This is a genomic window from Acidithiobacillus ferrooxidans ATCC 23270, from assembly GCF_000021485.1.
In the GTDB taxonomy this organism is placed as follows: Bacteria; Pseudomonadota; Gammaproteobacteria; order Acidithiobacillales; family Acidithiobacillaceae; genus Acidithiobacillus; species Acidithiobacillus ferrooxidans.
Genome location: NC_011761.1, coordinates 685,775 through 706,445, shown reverse-complemented (window position 1 = coordinate 706,445; position 20,671 = coordinate 685,775). Strand labels below are relative to the sequence as shown.

Genomic DNA, 20,671 nt, shown 5'->3' with positions numbered 1-20,671 from the left:
CCTCTGCGATTAAAAGGGAACCCGGAGCACCCGCCCGGTGCGACGTTGGATGTCGATCTTGTACACGTCCCCATCGTCCATCTCATCTGCTGCCTGAGCGTTCGCCAAAGCAGTGACCACCTCGTCAGAATTCATGGTCATCACCGTCACCGGATCGCCAATGGACATGGGAAAATCGTGCCAGGTACCCGCATGAATCATCACCCCCTGCCCCGCCGGAATGCGAAAAGCGCGGACGTCCTCCAGACGGGGGACATTTTCCCCGCTGCCCTGATTGGGTTTACCCAGCACCATGGCGAAGGGAATGCTGCCCAGCCCGACAAAAATCTGCGTCATATTGAGGTGCCGTTCCAGCCAGGTAATCTCGGGGTTACGGTGCGATATCCGGGCCGTGCGGACCACCGCGCGACCGGTATATTCAAAATCGAGATTTTGCCCCTCTTCCACAGTCCCCTTATAAAAGGGAATCGAAAGTCCCGGCCGGTGTACCGCCTCGCCAATCATCACGCCGTATTCCGCGAGGTTCTCCGGGGTAGCGTCCAGCAATGGGACATCTACATAAACCGCCTCTGTCTGCTTTGCATAGGTATCCATATTCTAATCCTCCTTTTTCGATTCACCACGTCCATGTATGGCGTCCAGCACCAGCCGGGAAGCTATCTCCAAACGATATGCCGCCGTTGAGCGGATATCCTGAATGGGTGCAATATCCTGCCCTACCCTCTGACGCACCTGCGCGTCGGTGATATCACGCAACGCACGTCCCAGCAGATATTGGCTCACGGTTGGCAAGGTGCAGGGAGTCGCCGCTACACTCGCCACGCCGAAACGCGCACTCTGAATAATTCCCCCCCTATCTTCTTCGATGAGCGCCGCGATACTCACCTTGGCAATAGCTTGCGCTGCCCGTGTTCCGACTTTCCGAAAATAGCCATGGCTGCGTTTGGGGGGGTAAGGAATCCAGAACGCGCTGAGCAACTCTCCAGCTCGCAAGGCCGTCTTACGATACCCCTGATGGAAATCTCCATAAGGCAACCAACGCGAACCATGATGATGGGCGATCTCCAGACGTGCGCCATAAGCCAGCAGCACCGGCGCGTTGTCCGCCGCAGGTGATGCATTGCAAACGTTGCCACCCAGCGTGGCGCGGTTTTGAATGGGCGGCGCCCCGGTCACCGCCGCCGAGGCTGCCAGCATCGGCCAGTGGGCGACCACTTCCGCATGCCGGCGAATCGCTTCCAGGGAAGTAGCCGCGCCAATCCGGATACCCTCTTCCGTAATCTGCAGCCCCTGCAACTCCTGCAGTCCGCTGATGTCCAGCCAGGACTCCGGGCGCCGTTCCGGGGCGAGATGACTCTCCACCATAAGATCGGTCCCACCCGAAATCACCCGATATGGGCGGGGGGCTGCCGCCAATATCTCCAGGGCTTCCGGCAAATGTCGCGGCCTTATCCACTCAGGCATCAGCAGCCCCCTCCGGCGGCCTGGACGATGGCTGCATAAATGCGCCCATACCCGGTACAGCGACAGAGATTGCCGCTCAGGCCCCAGCGAATCTCCTCCAGGGTCGGGGTCGCGTGCTCCGCCAACAGGGCGGTCGCCGCGAGCATCATACCCGGCGTACAAATCCCGCATTGGGTGGCGCCGCAGTGAACAAAGGCCCGTGCCAGGGCACTATCTTCGGGAAGGCCCTCCACCGTGGTAATCTCTGCCTGCTCCATCTGCCCGAGAGGAACCAGACAGCTATTCACCAGCCTGCCATTCACCAGTACCGCGCAGGCACCACACTCTCCTTCGCCGCAGCCTTCTTTGGCCCCCTTGAGGTCGCATTCATTACGCAATACATCCAGTAAACGGGCGTTCGGCGCTGAGCTGCTCTGAAATACCTTACCGTTGATACGCATCGTCGTCATGATCAATTCCCTCCGCTCACCGTCAGCTCCAGCAGCATTTCGGGCCTGACCGGAATCTGGCGAATATCGATATCCAAGGCTTGCTGAATCGCATTGACGATAGCGGGCGCCGGACCATCCATGGGCAATTCACCGACGCCCTTTGCCCCTTTGGGACCTGCTCCCAGCCCACCTTCCAGCAACACTACGTGAATAGATCCCAAATCCGCGCTAGTGGGGATGATGTAATTGGTCAGACGGTCATTGGCCATGACCCCGCGCTCATTCCAGAGCACATCCTCATAGAGGGCATAACCAATTCCCTGGGCGACGCCCCCCTCGATCTGGCCCTGCACAATCACCGGATGCACCGCATTGCCGATTTCCTGTACCGCGGTAAAATCAAGCACCCGCGTTGCGAGCGTCAACACATCCACTTCCACTTCGGCAATGTAAGCCGCCCAGGCATAGCTGGCGTAAGCCCGCCCCAAAAAGGCCTGCTCATCCCAACGCATGTCCGCCGGCGGCTGGTAATGTGCGGTCACCAGCGTATCCCCGGCGGCTGCACAAAGCCGGGTACAGGCTGCAGCAAAACTTTCTGCGTCATGGGTCGCCGCCAACGCCGCCGTTTCCCGCAGCCGTTGCAATAATTGCCCCGCCGCCTTGTGGATGAGATCCCCGACTACCATACAGGTGCGGGAGGCGACCGTCGGTCCGGAATTTGGCACCCTGGAGGTATCCGCCTGCGCCAGATGCACGCGATCCATGGGCAAACCCAGCGCGTCAGCCGCAATTTGGACCAGCGTGGTCGCCGCACCCTGCCCCATTTCGGTATTGGAACAGAGAATTTCGACATGGCCATTGGCCAGGGCTTGCAAAGAAACCCGGGACGCCAGATGCAATTCGCCATTGCCGGTAAAACCGGCACCATGGGCAAAGGTAGCCAGGCCAATGCCTTTGCGGGTCTGGTGTCCGGCCGCATTCCAGGCCCTATACTCTGCCAGCCGGTGGTAATAATGCGTGTGTTCCAATGCCGTATCGAGTGCGGCATGGGCAAAGCAGTCAGCACCCATCACATCGCCCGTGGGATTCACATCCCCGGTACGCAACAAATTTATCCGGCGCAATTCGGCAGGGTCCATAGCCAGTTTCCTCGCCAACCGATCCATGGCTACTTCCATCGCAAAAATGCTTTGCGGCGCACCAAATCCGCGAAATGCACCAAAGGGCGGATGGTTGGTCGCGACGGCGCGCCCCCTGACCCGAATGTGGGGGCACTTATATGGTCCCGGTGCATGAATAACACCACGGGAGAGCACTACCGGGCTGAGGGTACGATAAGCCCCACCATCAATGGCGAAATCCATATCGATAAACTGCAATTCTCCGGCCTGATTGGCCCCCAAACGAATCAGGGTACGGGAAGGATGACGCTTAGGCGTCACCCGCAAATCCTCCCCCCGCTCATAAACGAGTTTTACCGAACGGCCACCCGCTTTGAGCGCCAGCAACGCCGCATGGCAGGCAATCACCGAGGGGTAATCCTCCTTGCCGCCAAAGGCTCCACCGGTGGTACTTTGCACCACCCGCAGATGGTCCTTGTCCATCCCCATACACTGAACCAATGCGTCCAGCACGTAGTAGGGACACTGCATGGAACCTTCTACCAGAATACTGCCGTCTTTCTGCAAATGCGCCAGCATCCCTTGCGGCTCAATATAGAGTTGCTCCTGGGACGGCGTGAGAAAGCACTCTTCAATGACGACATCGGCAAGATGCTCTCCCTCCGCAATATCACCACGATCCAGAAGATAATCCGTATAAATATTGCCGGGTATGATTTCGTGTTGCGCAGCGAGTGCCTCATCGATGTCAAAAATCGGCGTGGCATTGGGCAACTCCACCAAAGAAACACCCTTCTGCGCCATTCTAAGTTTCTCCGGATCCGCATGGGCCAACAATACCACCGCCTCCCCGGCGTGCCGAAATGCACGATCAACGAGCACTACCTGATCGTTCTCCAGGAGCTTTACGGCATTCATACCCGGAATATCTCGCGCCGTGACCACCACAAATTCGGACCAGTCTATGGCCGGATCAAAAACCACCTCCTGCAGCGTTCCACCAGCCTCAGTAGTGCGCACCGTCGCTCCATGGAGCACATCTGCACAGGGCAGGTCATCGACATAGAGCGCCGCTCCTCTGACTTTGGCGACACCGTCGACACGGCGGGGGCTCGCCGTCTGTTGGCCAGGTCGCTGCTTCACCAAGGTCAAAGACACGGCGACACTCCTTGCTCCCGGGCTAGAAACGCACCAGCGGATACATCGATGACCCGTATGGTCATGCAGTGCCCTTTAACAGGTGTGCGATAACGGCCTCGGTGACGATCACGGCATTACGCTCGGCGAGAGCGCTGGCATATAAATCGCCTGTTTTCCAGATTTCCTCTTCGGTTTTACCGGGGGGCGGAACATCCACGTCAGAGATGCCCCGGATGGACAGATAATGATCCGCCAAACCAAAACGCGAAAGCGCGGCCACATCCCCGAGATCCTCCATGGCAGTATTGGTATATTTCGCCTCTCCATGGGTATAGCGACGCACAATCTGTTCGGCAATGGCCTGATTCGCTTTACCGATCCAGAAATCATTGCCGGTGATAGTGGCGCCCACCATCACCTTCGGCACCGCAGAGATAGCGAACGTTTTATCCAGTTTCTTCGCTTCTGTTGAGTTTTCCAGCGCGACATGGGCCGAGGCATTTACCGCCATGTTCAGCAGTGCCGGATTGATTTTATATGCCAGATTTTCCATGATATTCCGAGTGTAATTTCCGCAGTGGCCTGGCGTGGCATAATCTGTGCAGCCCGGGGGGGACCATGCCAACTGCTTTTGATCACTCAGGTAATGATGTCCAAAAGCCCAGGAGATTACCCAATTATTGATATACACACTGCCCAATGCGGAGTTCTCTTCGTCCACACCGCCGGCAATGCCGCTACGAATAAAAATGGTCTTCTTCACATCCAGAGCCGCGTCTTTCACCAGACTGGTGACGGTGACTGCGGCGTTGATTTCCCCCTCCCCGGTTTCCGTAACGCAGACGTCTTTACTGTCGCAGATCAGGGGCTTGATGAGACCTGGCACATGCAACACCTGATGCTGAAAAGATTTTTCCACCGTCCATGCTTGCCATTCTGGCGGAAATGCTGTCAGCACGATCACTTTCGGACGCATTTTCGCCGCCGCCGGTATAGCCTGGGCGTAGGCCAGCGGCGTCATCAATGAGAAGCCGACCGCACCATACAACATCGTATGCTTCCAAACCGTGTTTTTCTTCACGAGCATTCTCCCTGGTGAGTTTTTCATAATAGATTCCGATATGATGCTCCGTACTGATCCAGATCCCTGAGCAGGGACTGCTTTCGTTGATCCGTACAAAAAGCCGCTTCAACGGCGTTACGCTCAAGAAGTAATGCGTCCTCCGCTGTTAAATCCAGATCGGAAAGTGTCTCGATGATGTTTTCGCTCAGGTATCCACCGAAGTACGCCGGGTCATCCGAATGAATCGTCGCCAACAAACCTGCTTTCAACAATCGCCCCAGATTATGTTCAGATAACCGGCTGAACACTTTGAGTGCGACGTTGGAGAATGGACAGACCGTCAGCGGGATCCGGTCATCCACCAGACGACGCACCAGTGCCGGATCCTCCAAACAGCGAACCCCGTGATCTATGCGCTCGACATCAAGCACATCCAGTGCCTGCCAGATATAGGCGGGCGGCCCCTCCTCCCCGGCATGGGCAACACGATGCAGACCCATGGACTTGGCCACCTTGAACACTTCCTGAAACTTTTCTGGGGGATTGCCCAATTCAGCGGAGTCGAGACCGATGCCCGCGATGCCTCCCAAAGCACAAGCACGCTCCAACAGCGCCACCGCGGGTTGCGGATCGCGGTCCCGCTCAATGCAAAGAATCAGCGCGCTGGAGATATGCCAGTCACGCTCGGCGTCCCGCAAGGCGGCGTTGATGCCACCCATCACCGCCGCCAATGCCACGCCATTGGCAAGATGCGTCTGCGGATCAAAAAACAGTTCCGTATGACGAATCTGCTGGGCCTTACAGCGGGACATATAGGCCAGGGTCAGTTCATAAAAGTCCCGCTCTTCCCGCAATACCGACGCCCCCAGATAATAGACATTCAGAAAACTTTGCAGATCCTCGAATTGATACGCCGCCCGTGCCGCCTCTATCGTCTTATAGGGAATATCCACGCCGTTACGCTGGGCCAGCGCGATAAGTAATTCCGGCTCCAGAGTGCCCTCAATATGCAAATGCAGCTCTACCTTGGGCAATTCCTCCACAAAATCAGCCAGCATTCCTTTAGTGTTTGTTATGGTTTCCATAAAGATGTTGCTCCGTATATTTTATAAGGCTGTGCATATACATCTCCTAGGCCGCCCGCTCACCCTTGAGCCAGGTTCCCAAAGTGCGTTGTTCCAGATCGGCCGATTTACCACTTAAGCATTCCTCAAACCAGGCCTCTACAGAATCCGCGGCGGGCTTCTGCGGCAAAAGCACGAAATCGGCACGTTTTCCCGCCGTCAGATCACCGCCGATAGATCCTCTGCCCATACATTCGGCCCCCGCCTTGGTAGAACGATACAATGCCTCTTGAGGCGCAACCGAAACGCCCGCTTCCCGATGTACACCCAGAAATCGCTGCATGACATGCAGCATGCTATGACTGGGGCCACCACCTATGTCACTCGCCAGTGCAAATGGAATGTTATAAGCACGTACTTGTTCTAAAGGCATGCGTCGGTTGCCGAGCGCCTCATTACTGGTAGGGCAATGCGCCACCCAGGAGCCACGTGCCCGAAGACAGCGCCATTCCTCGTCTCGCATTTCAATGCAGTGGCCTAATATCGTCCGGGGTGTCAGAAGACCAGCGCGGTCATACACCTCAGTATAGTGCGCTGCATCCGGAAACAGTTCTTTCACCCATTGCAGCTCCGCGTTAGACTCAGCGAGATGTGTCTGAATTAAACATGGAGCCTCGGCGGCAATCTGTCCCAATGCCTTCAGCGAAGCTGCCGACAAATTCGGTGCAAAACGAGGAGTCAGTGCATAGTTTGTCATATTCATTTGGCGCATAAATGCATGCAACGCATCAGGATCATGTAAGCTGTAATCAGTCAATGTACTGGGCGCATGAATCGCCATCAGCACGTTACCAATGACCCAATCACCACGCATCAACGCCAGCGCAATCTGCGTGGCATCGGCATGCGGGCTGGAATAACTCATGCCCATCACGGTCCCTGCACGCAATACATCGCTATAGAACCGCGTCGCCGCAGACTGGGCCAAATCAGTATCGACATAGCGCGCCTCCTCTGGCCAGATATGCCCTTGCAACCAGGTCAGGAGTTCGCCAGAGAAACGTCCTTTGACTCGATGTTGTACCCAATGCAAATGGACATCGACAAAGCCTGGAACGATAACACCATCCAACTCATCTACTTCCACATCAGCGTCGACCTGATTCAACACCGTAGCGAAATCACCCATACGCACAATGATGCCGCGGTCGATACCTAAAGCACCATCCTGATAAAATCTCCAGGTATTCGCATCTATCGGGTTAAGTATCGGCGCTCTAAATATTTTTTCCATCATCTGTACCCGTTGGCACCTTCATCGGTAATTTTACTAACAACCGGTATGGATAACGCGCACACCTGCCCCTGCTCATCAGCGGCCGTATAGTGACAAAACAAAACCCGGTAGAGTATTGATGCCACAATCGTCGTCGCGACACCCACCAATGGAGATATATCTGTACCATGCAATAGATGCGCTCCATATCCCTCCCAAATCGGATTATTGGAGAACAATACGGTAACCGCGATCCCCATGGCGAGAACCCATACATTAGCACGCCTAGCTAACTGTCTGTTCAACCCTCCGCGTGCTTCCGGAAGCACGTCCCACAGCACGTAGATGATCATCACACCGGTCCACGGCGCCGCGACAATAATCAGCAAATCCAGGAAGGTTTGAAAAGATTCCCAGAATGACGGCGCCACAAAAAGCATATAGGTACCGACGAACGTTGCCAGCAGGGCATCCAGAACCGTAAATTTCTTGCGATCCAGATCTTTACCTATTACCACCGCGAGACTGAAAGCGGAACTGTAGGAGTTCAGGAAATTGGATGCCAACAACCCCAATATCGCAAAAGTGCAAAAGCCTAAATACAGTACCGAAGTGCCCAGCCCGGTCGCCGTGATGCTTATTCCGGCAGGTCCTACCTGGACACCACCATGCACATACAGCGTAATCGCTAATGCGAGAATAAGGCCGCCGCCTGCAAATCCGCCGAGGCTCGGCCATAACGCCATTTGCGTCAGGCTCGTGTCACGCCGCACATACCGCGAATAATCCGAAGCAAACATCGTCCAGGAGAACGCACCACCCATGAGCGCCAAGGCAATTCCACCCAGGGTTTGAAGTCCGTCAAAACGGCCTAGAGCATGCGTCATCGAAAGAGCCTGCCCGCCATGTAGATATACCAGTATGGCCATCGCAAACAGCGCGAGAAATAGCGCCCCCACCGTCTGCGCCGTCACGATGGCCCTATACCCGATAATTGGCACCACAAAATTACCAAACACAGCCAATACCAGCGCGTAATAAATACTAGTATTTGCAGGTAAAAAACTGTAACTATCAAAGACACTGCGAAGGATATAAACCACAAGCACTAACACCACGGCCTGCCAACCCAACTGGGACATCCAGTTACTCAACGAAATCAGTTTATTGACCGACCTCCCAAAAACGCGCGCAGAAACCGCCATGGTCGGAATACCGTAGACAAATCCCGGTATACTGATGATACCCACGGCAGCAAAAAGCGCAGATGCCAGCAGAACTACCCACAGAAATGGCGCCATAGGAAACAACTGGGCGATCAAAACGCCGACCGGCAAGCTAGAGGCGGTCATGGTCGCCGCTAGCCAGATCAAAGCGACCCGCGGCGCTGAACTCGTGCGCTCCGCCTCTGTCGTGGCACTAATCGAATGCCTGTCACCCATCACTTTTCTCCCGCAGTGTTACAAAATCATTGGAATTAAAATACCTTGCATAGAACGCTAACTTGATCCGGCACCCACTTCAACGTCGATTTGAAATACCGTATTCTGTTTAGGCATCTTTTTGAGAAATGGTGGGAAGCCACCATCCTTTACTGCTGCAAGTGCTGCACGATTTACCGCACTCAATGGACTAGACTGGATAATTTTTGCCCAAAGCAACTGGCCCGTAGGCGAGATCTCAAACTCAACGGTCGCCTTGCCGCTCATGCCCATCGCTTTTAACTCTGCGGGCACATGCAGATTCTGCTGAATCATTGGCCGCAACAGCCCGACATAACGCCCCATCAACGAGGCCGTCTGCTGGGCCGACATGGGCGGCGGGGCAGGAGGTGGCGTCACTAGCGGCTTAGGCGCTGGCGTCGCTACTGATTGAGGGATCTGCGTTGGTGGCGTCGCCGTCTTAACCGGTGGCGCGGGCGGCGTCGGTGCCAGTTTTGGCGGAATCGCCATCTTCGGGTGCGGCGGTGGCGGTGGCGGCGTCACATGATGCAGCACCGGTTTGGGAGGAACCGGCTTTGGAAGAGGCTTGGGCAACACCTTCGGCGGTGGTTGCGGCAAAGTCATCATTTGTACCGCAATGACGTGATCCTTGGGCTTGACGGCGTTTATCGGAGGTCTACTGTGCCCATACCAAACCAAGCCGAGCACGAGCAGGACTTCAACCGCCACCGCCCCGCCCACGGCATACTTAAAATGGCGTTCCTTCGGCTCCGGCATAAGTAAATAATTTGTGGCCCTAGGCATCGTGGTAGTCATATAAATTCATTCCCATTTTCGAGCGTTGTCGCGCTCACCAACTGTATGTTTGACGTTCGCACAGGTTGCCCCAAATAAGACGCAACTACTCACGCGGGCTTCGCCGCAATACCAATGCTGGTTACACCCGCTTTTTGACAAGCATCCATCACATGCACAAAATCTTTAAAAGGAACCATTTTATCAGCAGCGATCGTCACCTGCGTGTGCTTGGCATCGCCATCGCCGACAAGAAAATTCTGCAATTGATCCAGGCTCATTTTTTTGCCCTTCACCACAACACCGCCATCCTTCACGATATTGAGCACGAAATGCGGATGCGGCAGTACTTTCGTCTCACTGGATGTGGGCAAGTCCAGTTTTAACCCCTTATCCGTAATCATCTGCAAAGTAATCATGATGAAAAAAACCAGCAGGAACAGCATAACGTCAATCATCGGAATGATTTCGACACGCCCTTTTTTGCGGGGCCGGCGTTGGGGTAACATGCTTTACTCCTTACTTTGCCTGGCAGAGTGAAAAATCTTCCGAAACATCATGCGGTCATTTCAGACGCCGTTGCTGATGACGGGGCGCTGACTGCCGTCTCCTCTAATACCACGGGCGCGCCATCCAAGCGGTTCATGAGCACCACCTTCAACGACTCGAGCTGGAAAATGGTTTTCTCGATGGCGTTGTTGAATGCGTTAAAGCTCAGCAAGCCGATCATGGCGATAAAAAGTCCAGACGCGGTGGCAATCAGCGCATCCGCGACACCGCCGGTAACGGACGCAGGATTATGACCAGGCGCCGCGAGAATGGAGAACGCGTGAAACATGCCGAGAATGGTACCGAACAGGCCCAGAAGGGGCGCCAGGGTGACAATGGTGTCCAATATCCAAAGGCGCTTATCCAGGCTTGGCGTCGTCAGGAAAATAGCTTCGTCCAAACGGTTCGCGAAGGCTTCACCACGCGCGCTGCCGTAGTGATGAATCAAATTGAAATGTCGGAGCGCTACACCCAGCAGAGATTCTTCGGGAAGCCCCTTCGACAAAACCACCAGATCTTCCAGGTCAGGGCGCCGCAACTTGCCACGGGCGGATATTCCCCAAAGAATTTTCTTACCTCTGCTGATGGCGTTACGAAGATACCAGGCCCGATCGAAGATCACGGCAAGCTCGACCACGAGAAGGAACATCAAGATGTACAGAACGCCATCTGAGTAGTTGGCAAGGTGCACGAGATAACTGAACGAGATCATATAAACTCCATCACAAGGTGATTAACAAACGCTCTGGCATAGACTAGGCATAAAACATGCCATTGACACCCATTGAATATACCGCCATTAAAATCATGCACTTGTCAAAGACCGATAAGTTGGCAACTTCTTTTTTGGTGCAGATAATGCTGTATTGCACTATAATGGTGCAGCCCTCGTATCCATCCACAAAGTTCTTTCATAATCATGATGAGCGCATCTTTGGATACGGTAAAGTTCTTTTTTGGTGTGATAGGTATTCATAAAACGCAACAGTTTAAAGACCTGTCTGGCTCGCTATTGACGGCTTCTCAAACGCTTCCGGCTGCGCCGTTACCAGTCGTGGTACGCGTAACCCGCGCGGAATACGCAGAAAATGAGTTCATACCTAATCAGAGAGAGGAGAGATCCGTTGCGGATGACATGTGATCGATGCCCAATGATTTTTTCAACTAAACATTATTGCTGCTAGGGGCGCAAGCGCCTTGAACCAGACGGAGGGTTAGGCATACAGTTCAATGGCGTCATTCTTCTCCAGCGCATCGGCAAAATCTCGCTCGGTGGCAGAGTCGTACACCACGTGCTCGTAGACGGATTTCTCCGTATCCGCCAGCACGTTTAAGGTAGCCTGTGAGTTCTTCCTGGTCGACTTCAGTGGCTGCCCGGTTACCAGATCAGAATCCAGGTGTAGGGAAAGCTACTCCCAGCTGATGGTCAAATCATATATTCCATAGCTATATGAAATTCAGGAGTATATTAAACGCAAGGCAGAGGAGGAGCAAAGCGAATATGCGTTTGAGTCGGCGCACGGGAAGACGATATGATAAATGAACGCCAAACGGCGCGAATAGCACTGCGGTACTCGCTATTCCCAGCATAGCCGGCAAGGAAACATAGCCAAAACTGGCCGACGGCAATCCGGGCCGCTGAAATCCGGATACAATGAAACCAATGGTGCCAAAGATCGCCAGCCCAAACCCCAAAGTCGTTGACGTGGCTATGGCCCGACGCAAGTCCACGTTACACCAATTGAAGAATGGAACCGTGAGCGTGCCACCGCCAATCCCCAACATCGCGGAGAGCGCACCAATACCCGTACCAATGCCCAAAAGGGCCAAGGGGCCAGGCAGGGTACGATAGGGCGCCGGCCGCCATTCAAAAAACATTTGCACCGCCGCCGCCGCTAAAAATACGCCGAATATTGCTTTCAATGCCTGTCCGGGAATCAGCCCTGCCAGATAACCGCTGATGAGGCTCCCGAGAATGGTCGCCGGAGCAAGCTTTCTGACCAGATTCCAGTCAATTGCTTTTCGTCTGTGCTGAGCATGTATTGCCGACATGGAGGTAAATATAATTGTTGACAGGGACGTCCCGATTGCCATATGTGCTGCCATGCCTACGGGTATGGCGAGAACACCAAAGATAAAAATCAGGATAGGGACCAGGACGATCCCGCCGCCAACTCCTAGCATTCCTGAAATTATGCCCGCGACTGCTCCGGAAAACAAATAAAGCCAGACGATGTTCATGCTCGTACCCATCGTTATTTAGAGTCCTGAAGGCATCGCGCTATCCCATGAAGGGGCAAGCCGATTACGGGCGTCGTCGCCAAGGCGGACCCCAACACCCCGATCAGGAAGAGCATACTGGGGCGCATGCACCGGTCCCCGGTTGAGGACTGGCGCCACTCCAAAGGGTTGCAGATGGTGAATCTCCAACGTGGTGCCGTTACTCACAAGTTTAGGCATAGATCGGTAGTGTCCGGTCTTAAAATACTATTTTCACCGTCCCAAAGAACGAGCGTGGCATCATAGGCTCTGCAACGAGGTAGTTGCCAGGCTGATTATTAATATAGGGGAACTGCTTTTCGAGAACCGACGCTTCGGAGTTCAATAGGTTCACCCCGCTCAGACTGAACGTCACATTTTTAAACCCGTACCGATGTATTCGAAAGGTATGCGCAAGGTTGAAGTTCATGGTCGCATAGGCGGGCATACTGATAGAAGTTGGTGCACCCGTACTGGCCTCAATATATTGCGGGCCGACCAGATTGCCGTACAATCGGGCGCGCGTACCCATGTAATGACCTTCTATCCCCACACCCGCAAGATAAGTTGGGGTATTGGCCCGCGGCTCTCCAATGCTGGTGGCAACTCCATAGGCACTTGACGAGTTTGAGGTGTAATGTGCGTCCTGAAGCGAGTAGTTCCCATAAATCGATATATAATTATCTAATGCGTAAGCAGTGGCAATGTTTATGCCTTGATACGATGAAGAACCGATATTGTACTCATAAGTCAACCCTGTTGTTGTATCATAGTAGGAACTGAATGTATGTGTGAAGTCTGAACGATATAAAGAAATACTCGCATCAAGACCATCATGCTTGTAAGCGACCCCAAACTGATACGTGTTGACTTGCTCCGGCTTTATGGTCACTGGCGTCGATGGCGATGTCGATGTGGCATTGCTATCAGCCGCATAGAACGCGGTGATATTCGGATATTTGTACCCAACCGCATAGTTGGCATACAGAGTTACCGCTTTTGTCGGCTTATACTGGATACCGGCGTATGGACTCACCTCACCGTAAGAGCGGCCACTGCTCGCACCTACGGCGTAGTAGTAACCTGGCACGTCATTTATATGCGTGCTCACCGTCTCATATTTCAGACCGGGGGTGATGGCCAAAGAGCGCGTCGGCTTGATTTTGGCTTGCGCATAGAGCTTACCGTACAGGCGCCATGCGTGCTCATTCCAAAGGTCGTTGTAACCGGCCACTTCGGGGACATTCCGGCTTCCATAAACATAGTTCTGCGAATGATACAGAGAGAATGCACCTAACCCTCCGACTTTCAAGTCCACATAATGGCTGAGCCACTCGACGGAAGGATTAAATCCGAACGTATTCGTAGTATAGCTGTAACTATGATAATTATCTCCGTTAATAGTTTGGGCCTGACATGCCGCAGAATTATTACCGGCAAAATCATTTCCAGAATACTGGCAGACAGTTTGTGCCGGATTGAGATAAAAGGTAACAAAGCTGTTATAAGGCATATTGACACTGGGATTCACATACTCCAAACGATTGGAGTTGGTAAAGGCATAAAATCCCTTGAAACCAAAAACGGCGTGAGATGAGATAAGCGTTTTATTCTGCACAATAGCCATCATATGTTCCGCCGTACCATTCGCATAGGTAACAGACAGCGGCCATTGGTAATAGGGTCCATATTGCTGCAACAGTGCGACCGGCATTCGCGCCGCGGTCGCGCCCTGATTCTTGTTCAGTAAAAATATGACTGACCACTTGGAAGTCGGCGAAATTTGTGGCAAGTCATAGGCCGCATAGTAGGAATATTCGCGATCCGGGCTGTGGTCCAGGTAGCCTGCGGTCTGGCGCGAAGAAAATCTCAACAGGAGGTTGCCATAACCAGGGTTTGCGCCGGTGTTGATCTCGGCGCCATAGCTGCGCGTGTTAAAGGAACCATAACCGGCAAATACTGACTCGTAACGTTTTGCCGATGGAATCTTCGGCAGATAATCAATATTCCCACCAATAGCGCCGACGGCGTTGATATCTGGCGATGGTGTACCATAGGTCACCCGGATGCCGGAGGTTTCACCCAGCGTAACCGGGATGAGATTCGTCAAATCCGCATAATTGTTATTACCTCCGGATAAACCGCCATTGAACAAATCAGCAATGGGCAAATTATCAAAGGTGTAGCCTACTTGTGTCTGAGAGAAACCACGTACGGAAATATGGGTCTTGACACCAATGGGGTTCGTGCTGGTGGCATTGACCCCAGGCACAAAACTTAGAATGGTCGAGGCATTCTGGGTAGACTCCTGGCCCTCCAAAAACTTTTGGGGGATGAGAGCGGTTTCTGCACCATAGACCGGTTTGACCTGGGTAAGCGCCGCCTTCTCGACGATTCTCAGCAAATTCTTAGAAACCGACTTAATCTTATATACTTTTTTGGCCGGAGGCGGTGTGGGGGTGGCCACTTCTGCGTAGACCGGTAGAAGTGAACTGCCCAGTAGTCCTGTTGCTACCAACAGGCTCTGCCTTAAAAGGTGTTTATTTGATTTGTTCATTGTAGACTCCAGAGGTTATACTGCTTTACATATACGCAATATCCATACCATGCCGATCTACCCGTATTTTTGTACGACACGTAAGGTATCCTTTCCTTATCCGCACCAGAATGGTGCATACCGATATTCTCTGCCCAAAAACGAGGCACCAACTATCACCTTATGATTCTGTGCATCTTGTCTGCTAGGACATACTGACCATATACAATGTATGATTAAAGTGTTATTTTGTTGTGAATGCGTTACATAAAACACAACGCCTTGAAGGATTGTCCATGAAACACCTGCGCTTGTTTAACTACATTGACACGATTGTCAGGGAAGGCTCGGTCCGTCGCGCTGCCGAAAAGCTGCATATCACGGCGTCGGCACTGGATCGCCGCGTTCAGGATCTGGAAGAAGAACTGGGTACTGGCATTTTCGAGCGGCACCCGCGCGGGATGCGTCTCTCGGCCGCAGGCGAAGTTTTTCTGGGTTATATACGCCGGCACCTTTCCGACATGCAGCGCCTACGCTCAGAAATTGATAGCCTCAACGGACTTCGCCGCGGCCATGTTGCCCTCGCCGTCAGCCCCGCATTGGCGGCCGATTTCATCCCGCGAATTATTAATACATTCAGAGAGCAGTATCCTGGGGTTTCCTTCTCGGTGACCGTAGCGAAACATAGCGATGCGATTCGTGCGTTGTTAGCATTTGAAGCCGATCTGGTGGTCATCGTGGCACCGCCCAGACACCCAGACGTCATCGACCTTGCTATATCCGAGCAGCCTCTGGTAGCGGCGATGGATCGCGCGCACCCTCTTGCCAGCCAAGGTACACTTCGCTTGAGTGATTGCATCCAGTATCCTTTGGTGTTGCCGGCACCGGGGCTTACCTCACGCGAAATGCTGGAGTCCGTGCTCCACGGTCGACGATCAGAAACTCATATCGCCGCCGAGAGCAACTCCTATGAGGTCATGCGTGGCCTGCTGTACGGCACGCAAAACATTGGCTTTGTCATTTCAACGGGGATACCCAAAAATCGCATCAACGAAAATATCGTCTATCGGCCAATTTCTGCCGTGGACATACGCCCCGTACCATTAGTATGTGCGCAACTCAAAAACCGAGGGATTTCGGTCTCTGCCGCCCGTTTTTCCAATTATCTAGCCGAGGAGCTAAATAATATGAATATCATGGAATAATATAGAGCCAGTGTAGTGTTGAATTCTGTTTGCTGTTTAATTGGCCGTTAGCGCGGATGACCTTTTGCAGGATATCCCGCACGGTTTTGATCCAGATGAAGGGGTTGGTATTGTGACGGGTAATGTAGCCCACAATTGCCCGGATGAGTTCAGGCACACTGGTGAAACGCCACGATGCAACTGCTGATCTTCGGGGGTTATATTCACACCTATAAATTCAACATCGCCCTGGTCAAGGAACCGTGTGATTACTGAGACCTACACGCTGGAAGTCAACGACCTGACCGTGCAGGTGGTGCGGAAACGGATCAAAAATCTGCGTCTGGGAGTATATCCGCCGGAGGGCAGGGTCCGGGTAGCGGCGCCCTGGCATCTCAGTGAAGAAGCCATCCGTGCCGCCGTACTGGTTCGCCTGCAGTGGATTAAAAAACATCAGCAGAACTTCGCCCGGCAAGACCGGCTCTCGCCACGGGAGTATGTATCCGGAGAAAGCCATTATTACCTGGGCAGACGTTACCAGTTGCGGGTATATCCTACGACACAGGCCGCCCATATCGCCTGCCAGCAGGGCTATTACCTGGATCTCCATGTGCGGGAAGGGGCCAGCCGCGACCACAAGGCACGGGTTATCGAAGACTGGCATCGGCAGACGCTGAAGGAACGCATCCCGGCGCTCATTGCCCATTACGAGCCCATCATGGATGTCAGAGTCGCTGAGTGGGGCGTCAAACGCATGCGAACCCGTTGGGGCACCTGCAATATCCGGGCACGCCGAATCTGGCTGAATCTGGAACTGGTGCATTACGACGTGGAATGCCTGGAATACGTGGTGGTCCACGAAATGGCGCACCTGCGGGAGCGCCTGCACAATGACCGCTTCAAGGGCATTCTGGATCAGGCAATGCCGGATTGGCGGGCCGTGCGGGCGGTTCTGAAAAGAGGCGTACCGTTGGCAACATCTGAACCAACGGGCGGCTGAAATGACGCATAAGGAAGAAACTGCTGGCAATGGGGCCTTGCGGCCGATACGATTGGCCAGATAGCCGGTCCAGAGTTGCGAGAGCCCTCAGATGGCCCCGTAGACGCCGGTGATCCAACCGATGCACCACTCCCACGGCGGGACTATTCCGTCTCCCCCGAAATGACTATCAGGCCGCCCCAAGGCAACGTGTGGGGCAGCAGCCGTTCCAGCGTTCGCGCCACCCCGTTCCCGGCAGGAAAAAATATGGCGGAATGCACCGCCAGTCGACGTACCGGCAAGCCGGAGAAAAAATCGAGCAACTCGTCGGGACGATGCCAGCGCGCCCCATGGTAAGCCCCGCTTCCACCGCCCTGCCCTTTCTGTGCATAGAGCAGGCTCGTCCGGTTGAGCCAGCCGATGGCGAAACGCCGGCGCGCCACCCGCACGATCTCGGCCACGGCCCGCCGCTCATCGTCCACAAAACACAGTGCCGCAACAGAAACCACCTGGTCGAAACTGCGGTCGGGAAAAGACAGTGCGCGAGCATCTCCGGCTATCCAGCGGATCTCAGGGGGGCCCTTGGCACGGGCGAAGGCAAGCCAGTCCGGGTTGGGATCCAGGCCAGTGACGAGGAGGCCCTCTTCGGCAAAGCGGCGGGTGAACCAGCCGGTACCACAGCCCACGTCCAGAAGTGTGTTCCCCGGCTGCGTCTGCAGGAGCCTGGAAAGCAGGCGGAACTCCGCCATGCCGATCCAGCGCCCGCGAGGGGTATCATACCAGGCGTCATAGGCGGCGGCGTCCATCGGCCCCATACCCGGCCCGGAGCCGTCAATCCTCCAGTTCCTGCACGTTCACCTTCGGCACATTCTGCAAAGCCGGGCGCTCCCAATGATAATTGCCCGTACCGCCACCCCGTTGCTCCTGTATCTGGTAGCGCTGGTACGCATGCAATTTTGCCACTTCCCGCTGCAATTCCAGTTCGGCGCGGGCAAAATCCATCGCCGGAACCGCACGTTTCGCCAGCGTACTTTGTGCGTCCTTGATGCGTTCCCTGCTTTCGTGAATATCGATATCCGCAATCCGCAGGCTGGCATCGGCGAGGATGGTTACGATATCGGGTTGAATCTCCAGCATTCCACCCTCCAGAAAAAGAATCTGCGTCTGGCCGTCTGGCTGGGTAATGCGTAACTCGCCGGGCCGCAGCCCGGACAGCAGGGGCGCATGCCCCGGCAGAATACCGATCTCACCCAGTTCCGCCGGCACCGCCACAAAACGCGCCATACCGGTGTAGACTTCGCCGTGGACATCGACAACATTCAAGCGGAATGTTCTGTTCTGCTGCATGGTCATTCCTTTTCTGAAAACATCGCCAAAAATTGCGCCTCGGTAAGCTGTTTCACACCCAGCTTTGCGGCCTTTTCGGCCTTACTGCCGGGATCCTTGCCGACTACCACATAGCTTGTTTTGGCCGACACGGAACCGCTGACTTTCCCGCCCGCGTTTTCTATGGCGGTTTTGGCCTCTTCCCGGGTCATGTTGTCCAAGGCTCCGGTGAGCACCAGGGTCATACCCTGAAAACGCCCGCCTTTTTGCGGCTGGACCACAGCCCACTGTACTCCTGCCGCGCGCAGGGCGGCAATGACGTCGCGGTTATGGGGCTGGGCAAAAAAATGGGCAACGGATTCCGCCACGATAGGCCCTACATCGGGAATGTTCTGCAAAAGCTCCGGTGTTGCGGCCATCAGGGGGTCCAGATCCCCGAAATAGATGGCCAGGGATTTGGCCGTACCCTCCCCAACCTGACGGATACCCAGGGCGTAGAGAAAACGGGGCAAGGAGGTATGGCGGGAGCGATCGATTTCGGCGAGGAGCTTTTGCGCCGAACGGCTGGCCATGCGCTCCAAGCCGCACAGAGCCGCTTCATCCAGATGGTAGATATCGGCCACGGTGTGCACCAGACCATGCCCGACCAGTTGCTCAACGAGCTTTTCGCCCAGCCCCCGGATGTCCATGGCCCGACGCGACGCAAAGTGCCGAATGGCGCCCATCCGCTGTGCCGGGCAGTACAGCCCGCCCATGCAACGATGCGCCGACTCGTTGGCCAGGCGCAAGACCTCCGAGCCGCAGACCGGACAACGCTGCGGCATGTGCCAGGGTTGTGTCGCAGGCGGCCGCTCCTCTTTGATCACCATGACCACTTCCGGGATCACGTCGCCGGCGCGGCGTACCAGCACCGTGTCGCCCACGCGAATATCCTTACGATCCACTTCATCCTGATTATGCAAGCTGGCGCGGCTCACGGTTACGCCGCCCACCTGCACGGGCTTCAAGACAGCCACAGGAGTAATCACACCGGTGCGCCCTACGGAAGCCAGGATATCTTCGACCACGGTACGCTCTTCGTGCGCCGGAAATTTATAGGCAATGGCCCAACGCGGTGCGCGGGCGGTGAAGCCCAACTGTTCCCTGGCGAGCAGATCGTCAACTTTGAACACGAGGCCGTCTATTTCAAAAGGCATGCCTTCGCGTATTTTCTGCATCTCGCTGAAATAGCGTTGGCATTCCGTGAGTTCGTGAACACCGCGCAGATAGGAGGTCACCTCGAAGCCCCAGGCAGAAAGGCGTTCCATAACCGCGATGTGGCTTTTCCCCAGTGGCACGCTGCTTTCTCCCCATCCCCAGGGGAAGTACGCGAGGGGGCGCTTTGCCGTTACGCTGGAATCCAGTTGTCGCAGACTGCCTGCCGCCGCATTGCGGGGGTTGGCAAAGGGGTTATCCCCGGCGCGCAGACGCTCGCCATTCAGACGCCGGAAAGCGGCCACGGGGATGACCACCTCTCCACGGACTTCCAGCAGCTCCGGCCAGTCCTTGCCTGTCAGTTGCAGGGGGACGTTGCGAATGGTGCGGACGTTGGCGGTGACATCTTCACCGGTCTGGCCATCTCCACGGGTACCAGCCTGTACCAGCTTACCCTCGATGTAGCGAATGTTGACCGAGAGACCGTCAAACTTGGGTTCAGCACTGAGCGGAACATCCTCGCGGCCGAGCCCCTTCTGCACGCGCGCCAGCCAGTCGCTAAAACCGTCTTGATCGAACACATTGTCGAGAGAGGTCAGGGGTATGGCATAATGCACTTCCCCAAAGACCTCCACCGGAGCCGCCCCGACCCTCTGGGTCGGAGAGTCGGCGCTTTGCCATTGGGGATTACGGTCCTCCAGGGTGCGCAGTTCGCGCAGGCGCGCATCGTACTCGGCATCACTCAGGGTCGGCGAATCTTCCCGATAGTAGGCGTTATTGGCCGCCACCAGTTCCGCACGCAATTGCTGAATACGCTCGAAGTCAGTATGGTTGACCCGCTCCACCGC

General features: G+C 54.9%; 19 protein-coding genes. 2 read left to right on the top strand and 17 right to left on the bottom strand.

Going from position 1 to position 20,671, the window contains the following annotated elements; all coding sequences use genetic code 11:
• Positions 1 to 9 precede the first annotated feature (9 nt).
• From AFE_RS03670 to AFE_RS03610, 14 genes are all read right to left on the bottom strand, one after another.
• Positions 10 to 594, bottom strand: coding sequence for an ureidoglycolate lyase (locus AFE_RS03670; protein WP_009561037.1), 585 nt, complete (start codon positions 592 to 594; stop codon positions 10 to 12).
• Positions 595 to 597: 3 nt separating this feature from the next.
• Positions 598 to 1,464: an FAD binding domain-containing protein gene (locus AFE_RS03665; protein WP_012536349.1), complete on the bottom strand. Its 867-nt coding sequence runs from the start codon at positions 1,462 to 1,464 to the stop codon at positions 598 to 600.
• Positions 1,464 to 1,913, bottom strand: coding sequence for a (2Fe-2S)-binding protein (locus tag AFE_RS03660; RefSeq protein WP_012536348.1), 450 nt, complete (start codon positions 1,911 to 1,913; stop codon positions 1,464 to 1,466). The genes AFE_RS03665 and AFE_RS03660 overlap by 1 nt, the downstream gene beginning before the upstream one ends.
• Before the next feature lie 2 nt (positions 1,914 to 1,915).
• Complete coding sequence (locus tag AFE_RS03655) at positions 1,916 to 4,174, bottom strand: xanthine dehydrogenase family protein molybdopterin-binding subunit (RefSeq protein ID WP_012536347.1); 2,259 nt, start codon at positions 4,172 to 4,174, stop codon at positions 1,916 to 1,918.
• A gap of 61 nt (positions 4,175 to 4,235) precedes the next feature.
• Positions 4,236 to 5,243, bottom strand: coding sequence for a purine nucleoside permease (locus AFE_RS03650; RefSeq protein WP_225487417.1), 1,008 nt, complete (start codon positions 5,241 to 5,243; stop codon positions 4,236 to 4,238).
• Positions 5,244 to 5,260: 17 nt separating this feature from the next.
• On the bottom strand, positions 5,261 to 6,304 hold the full coding sequence (locus AFE_RS03645; RefSeq protein WP_012536345.1) for an adenosine deaminase: 1,044 nt from the start codon (positions 6,302 to 6,304) through the stop codon (positions 5,261 to 5,263).
• A gap of 46 nt (positions 6,305 to 6,350) precedes the next feature.
• The gene (locus AFE_RS03640; RefSeq protein ID WP_009567307.1) at positions 6,351 to 7,580 is read right to left on the bottom strand and encodes an amidohydrolase family protein; all 1,230 of its coding nucleotides are present in this window, start codon (positions 7,578 to 7,580) and stop codon (positions 6,351 to 6,353) included.
• Complete coding sequence (locus tag AFE_RS03635) at positions 7,577 to 9,001, bottom strand: purine-cytosine permease family protein (protein WP_012536344.1); 1,425 nt, start codon at positions 8,999 to 9,001, stop codon at positions 7,577 to 7,579. Before AFE_RS03635 ends, AFE_RS03640 begins: the two co-directional genes overlap by 4 nt.
• Positions 9,002 to 9,058: 57 nt before the next feature.
• Complete coding sequence (locus AFE_RS03630) at positions 9,059 to 9,817, bottom strand: energy transducer TonB family protein (RefSeq protein ID WP_012536343.1); 759 nt, start codon at positions 9,815 to 9,817, stop codon at positions 9,059 to 9,061.
• An 89-nt stretch (positions 9,818 to 9,906) separates the two neighbouring features.
• Positions 9,907 to 10,305: an ExbD/TolR family protein gene (locus AFE_RS03625; protein ID WP_012536342.1), complete on the bottom strand. Its 399-nt coding sequence runs from the start codon at positions 10,303 to 10,305 to the stop codon at positions 9,907 to 9,909.
• Between the two features lie 47 nt (positions 10,306 to 10,352).
• The gene (locus tag AFE_RS03620; protein ID WP_009566566.1) at positions 10,353 to 11,057 is read right to left on the bottom strand and encodes a MotA/TolQ/ExbB proton channel family protein; all 705 of its coding nucleotides are present in this window, start codon (positions 11,055 to 11,057) and stop codon (positions 10,353 to 10,355) included.
• A 502-nt stretch (positions 11,058 to 11,559) separates the two neighbouring features.
• Positions 11,560 to 11,673 carry a restriction endonuclease gene (locus AFE_RS16680; protein ID WP_009566568.1) on the bottom strand — a complete coding sequence of 38 codons (114 nt, stop codon included), beginning with the start codon at positions 11,671 to 11,673 and terminating at the stop codon, positions 11,560 to 11,562.
• Positions 11,674 to 11,791: 118 nt separating this feature from the next.
• On the bottom strand, positions 11,792 to 12,586 hold the full coding sequence (locus AFE_RS03615; protein ID WP_012606641.1) for a sulfite exporter TauE/SafE family protein: 795 nt from the start codon (positions 12,584 to 12,586) through the stop codon (positions 11,792 to 11,794).
• Between the two features lie 238 nt (positions 12,587 to 12,824).
• A complete protein-coding gene (locus tag AFE_RS03610) occupies positions 12,825 to 15,161 on the bottom strand; it encodes a TonB-dependent receptor (RefSeq protein WP_012536341.1) in 2,337 nt (778 codons plus the stop codon).
• A 275-nt stretch (positions 15,162 to 15,436) separates the two neighbouring features.
• On the opposite strand from AFE_RS03610, the gene AFE_RS03605 reads away from it, so the two are divergent.
• Together AFE_RS03605 and AFE_RS03600 are read left to right on the top strand one after the other, a co-directional pair.
• Positions 15,437 to 16,345 (top strand): LysR family transcriptional regulator, encoded by a 909-nt coding sequence (locus tag AFE_RS03605; RefSeq protein WP_012536340.1) that lies wholly within the window; start codon positions 15,437 to 15,439, stop codon positions 16,343 to 16,345.
• 244 nt (positions 16,346 to 16,589) lie between these two features.
• Entirely contained in the window at positions 16,590 to 17,324 is a 735-nt protein-coding gene (locus AFE_RS03600) for a M48 family metallopeptidase (protein WP_012536339.1), read from the top strand.
• Between the two features lie 143 nt (positions 17,325 to 17,467).
• On the opposite strand, the gene AFE_RS03595 is transcribed toward AFE_RS03600, so the two are convergent.
• The 3 genes from AFE_RS03595 to ligA are packed head-to-tail and all read right to left on the bottom strand — an operon-like array spanning position 17,468 to position 20,668.
• Entirely contained in the window at positions 17,468 to 18,118 is a 651-nt protein-coding gene (locus tag AFE_RS03595; protein WP_012606639.1) for a class I SAM-dependent methyltransferase, read from the bottom strand.
• A 16-nt stretch (positions 18,119 to 18,134) separates the two neighbouring features.
• Complete coding sequence (gene atpC, locus AFE_RS03590) at positions 18,135 to 18,650, bottom strand: ATP synthase F1 subunit epsilon (protein ID WP_012606638.1); 516 nt, start codon at positions 18,648 to 18,650, stop codon at positions 18,135 to 18,137.
• Between the two features lie 2 nt (positions 18,651 to 18,652).
• The gene (gene ligA, locus AFE_RS03585) at positions 18,653 to 20,668 is read right to left on the bottom strand and encodes an NAD-dependent DNA ligase LigA (protein WP_012536336.1); all 2,016 of its coding nucleotides are present in this window, start codon (positions 20,666 to 20,668) and stop codon (positions 18,653 to 18,655) included.
• Positions 20,669 to 20,671 lie beyond the last annotated feature (3 nt).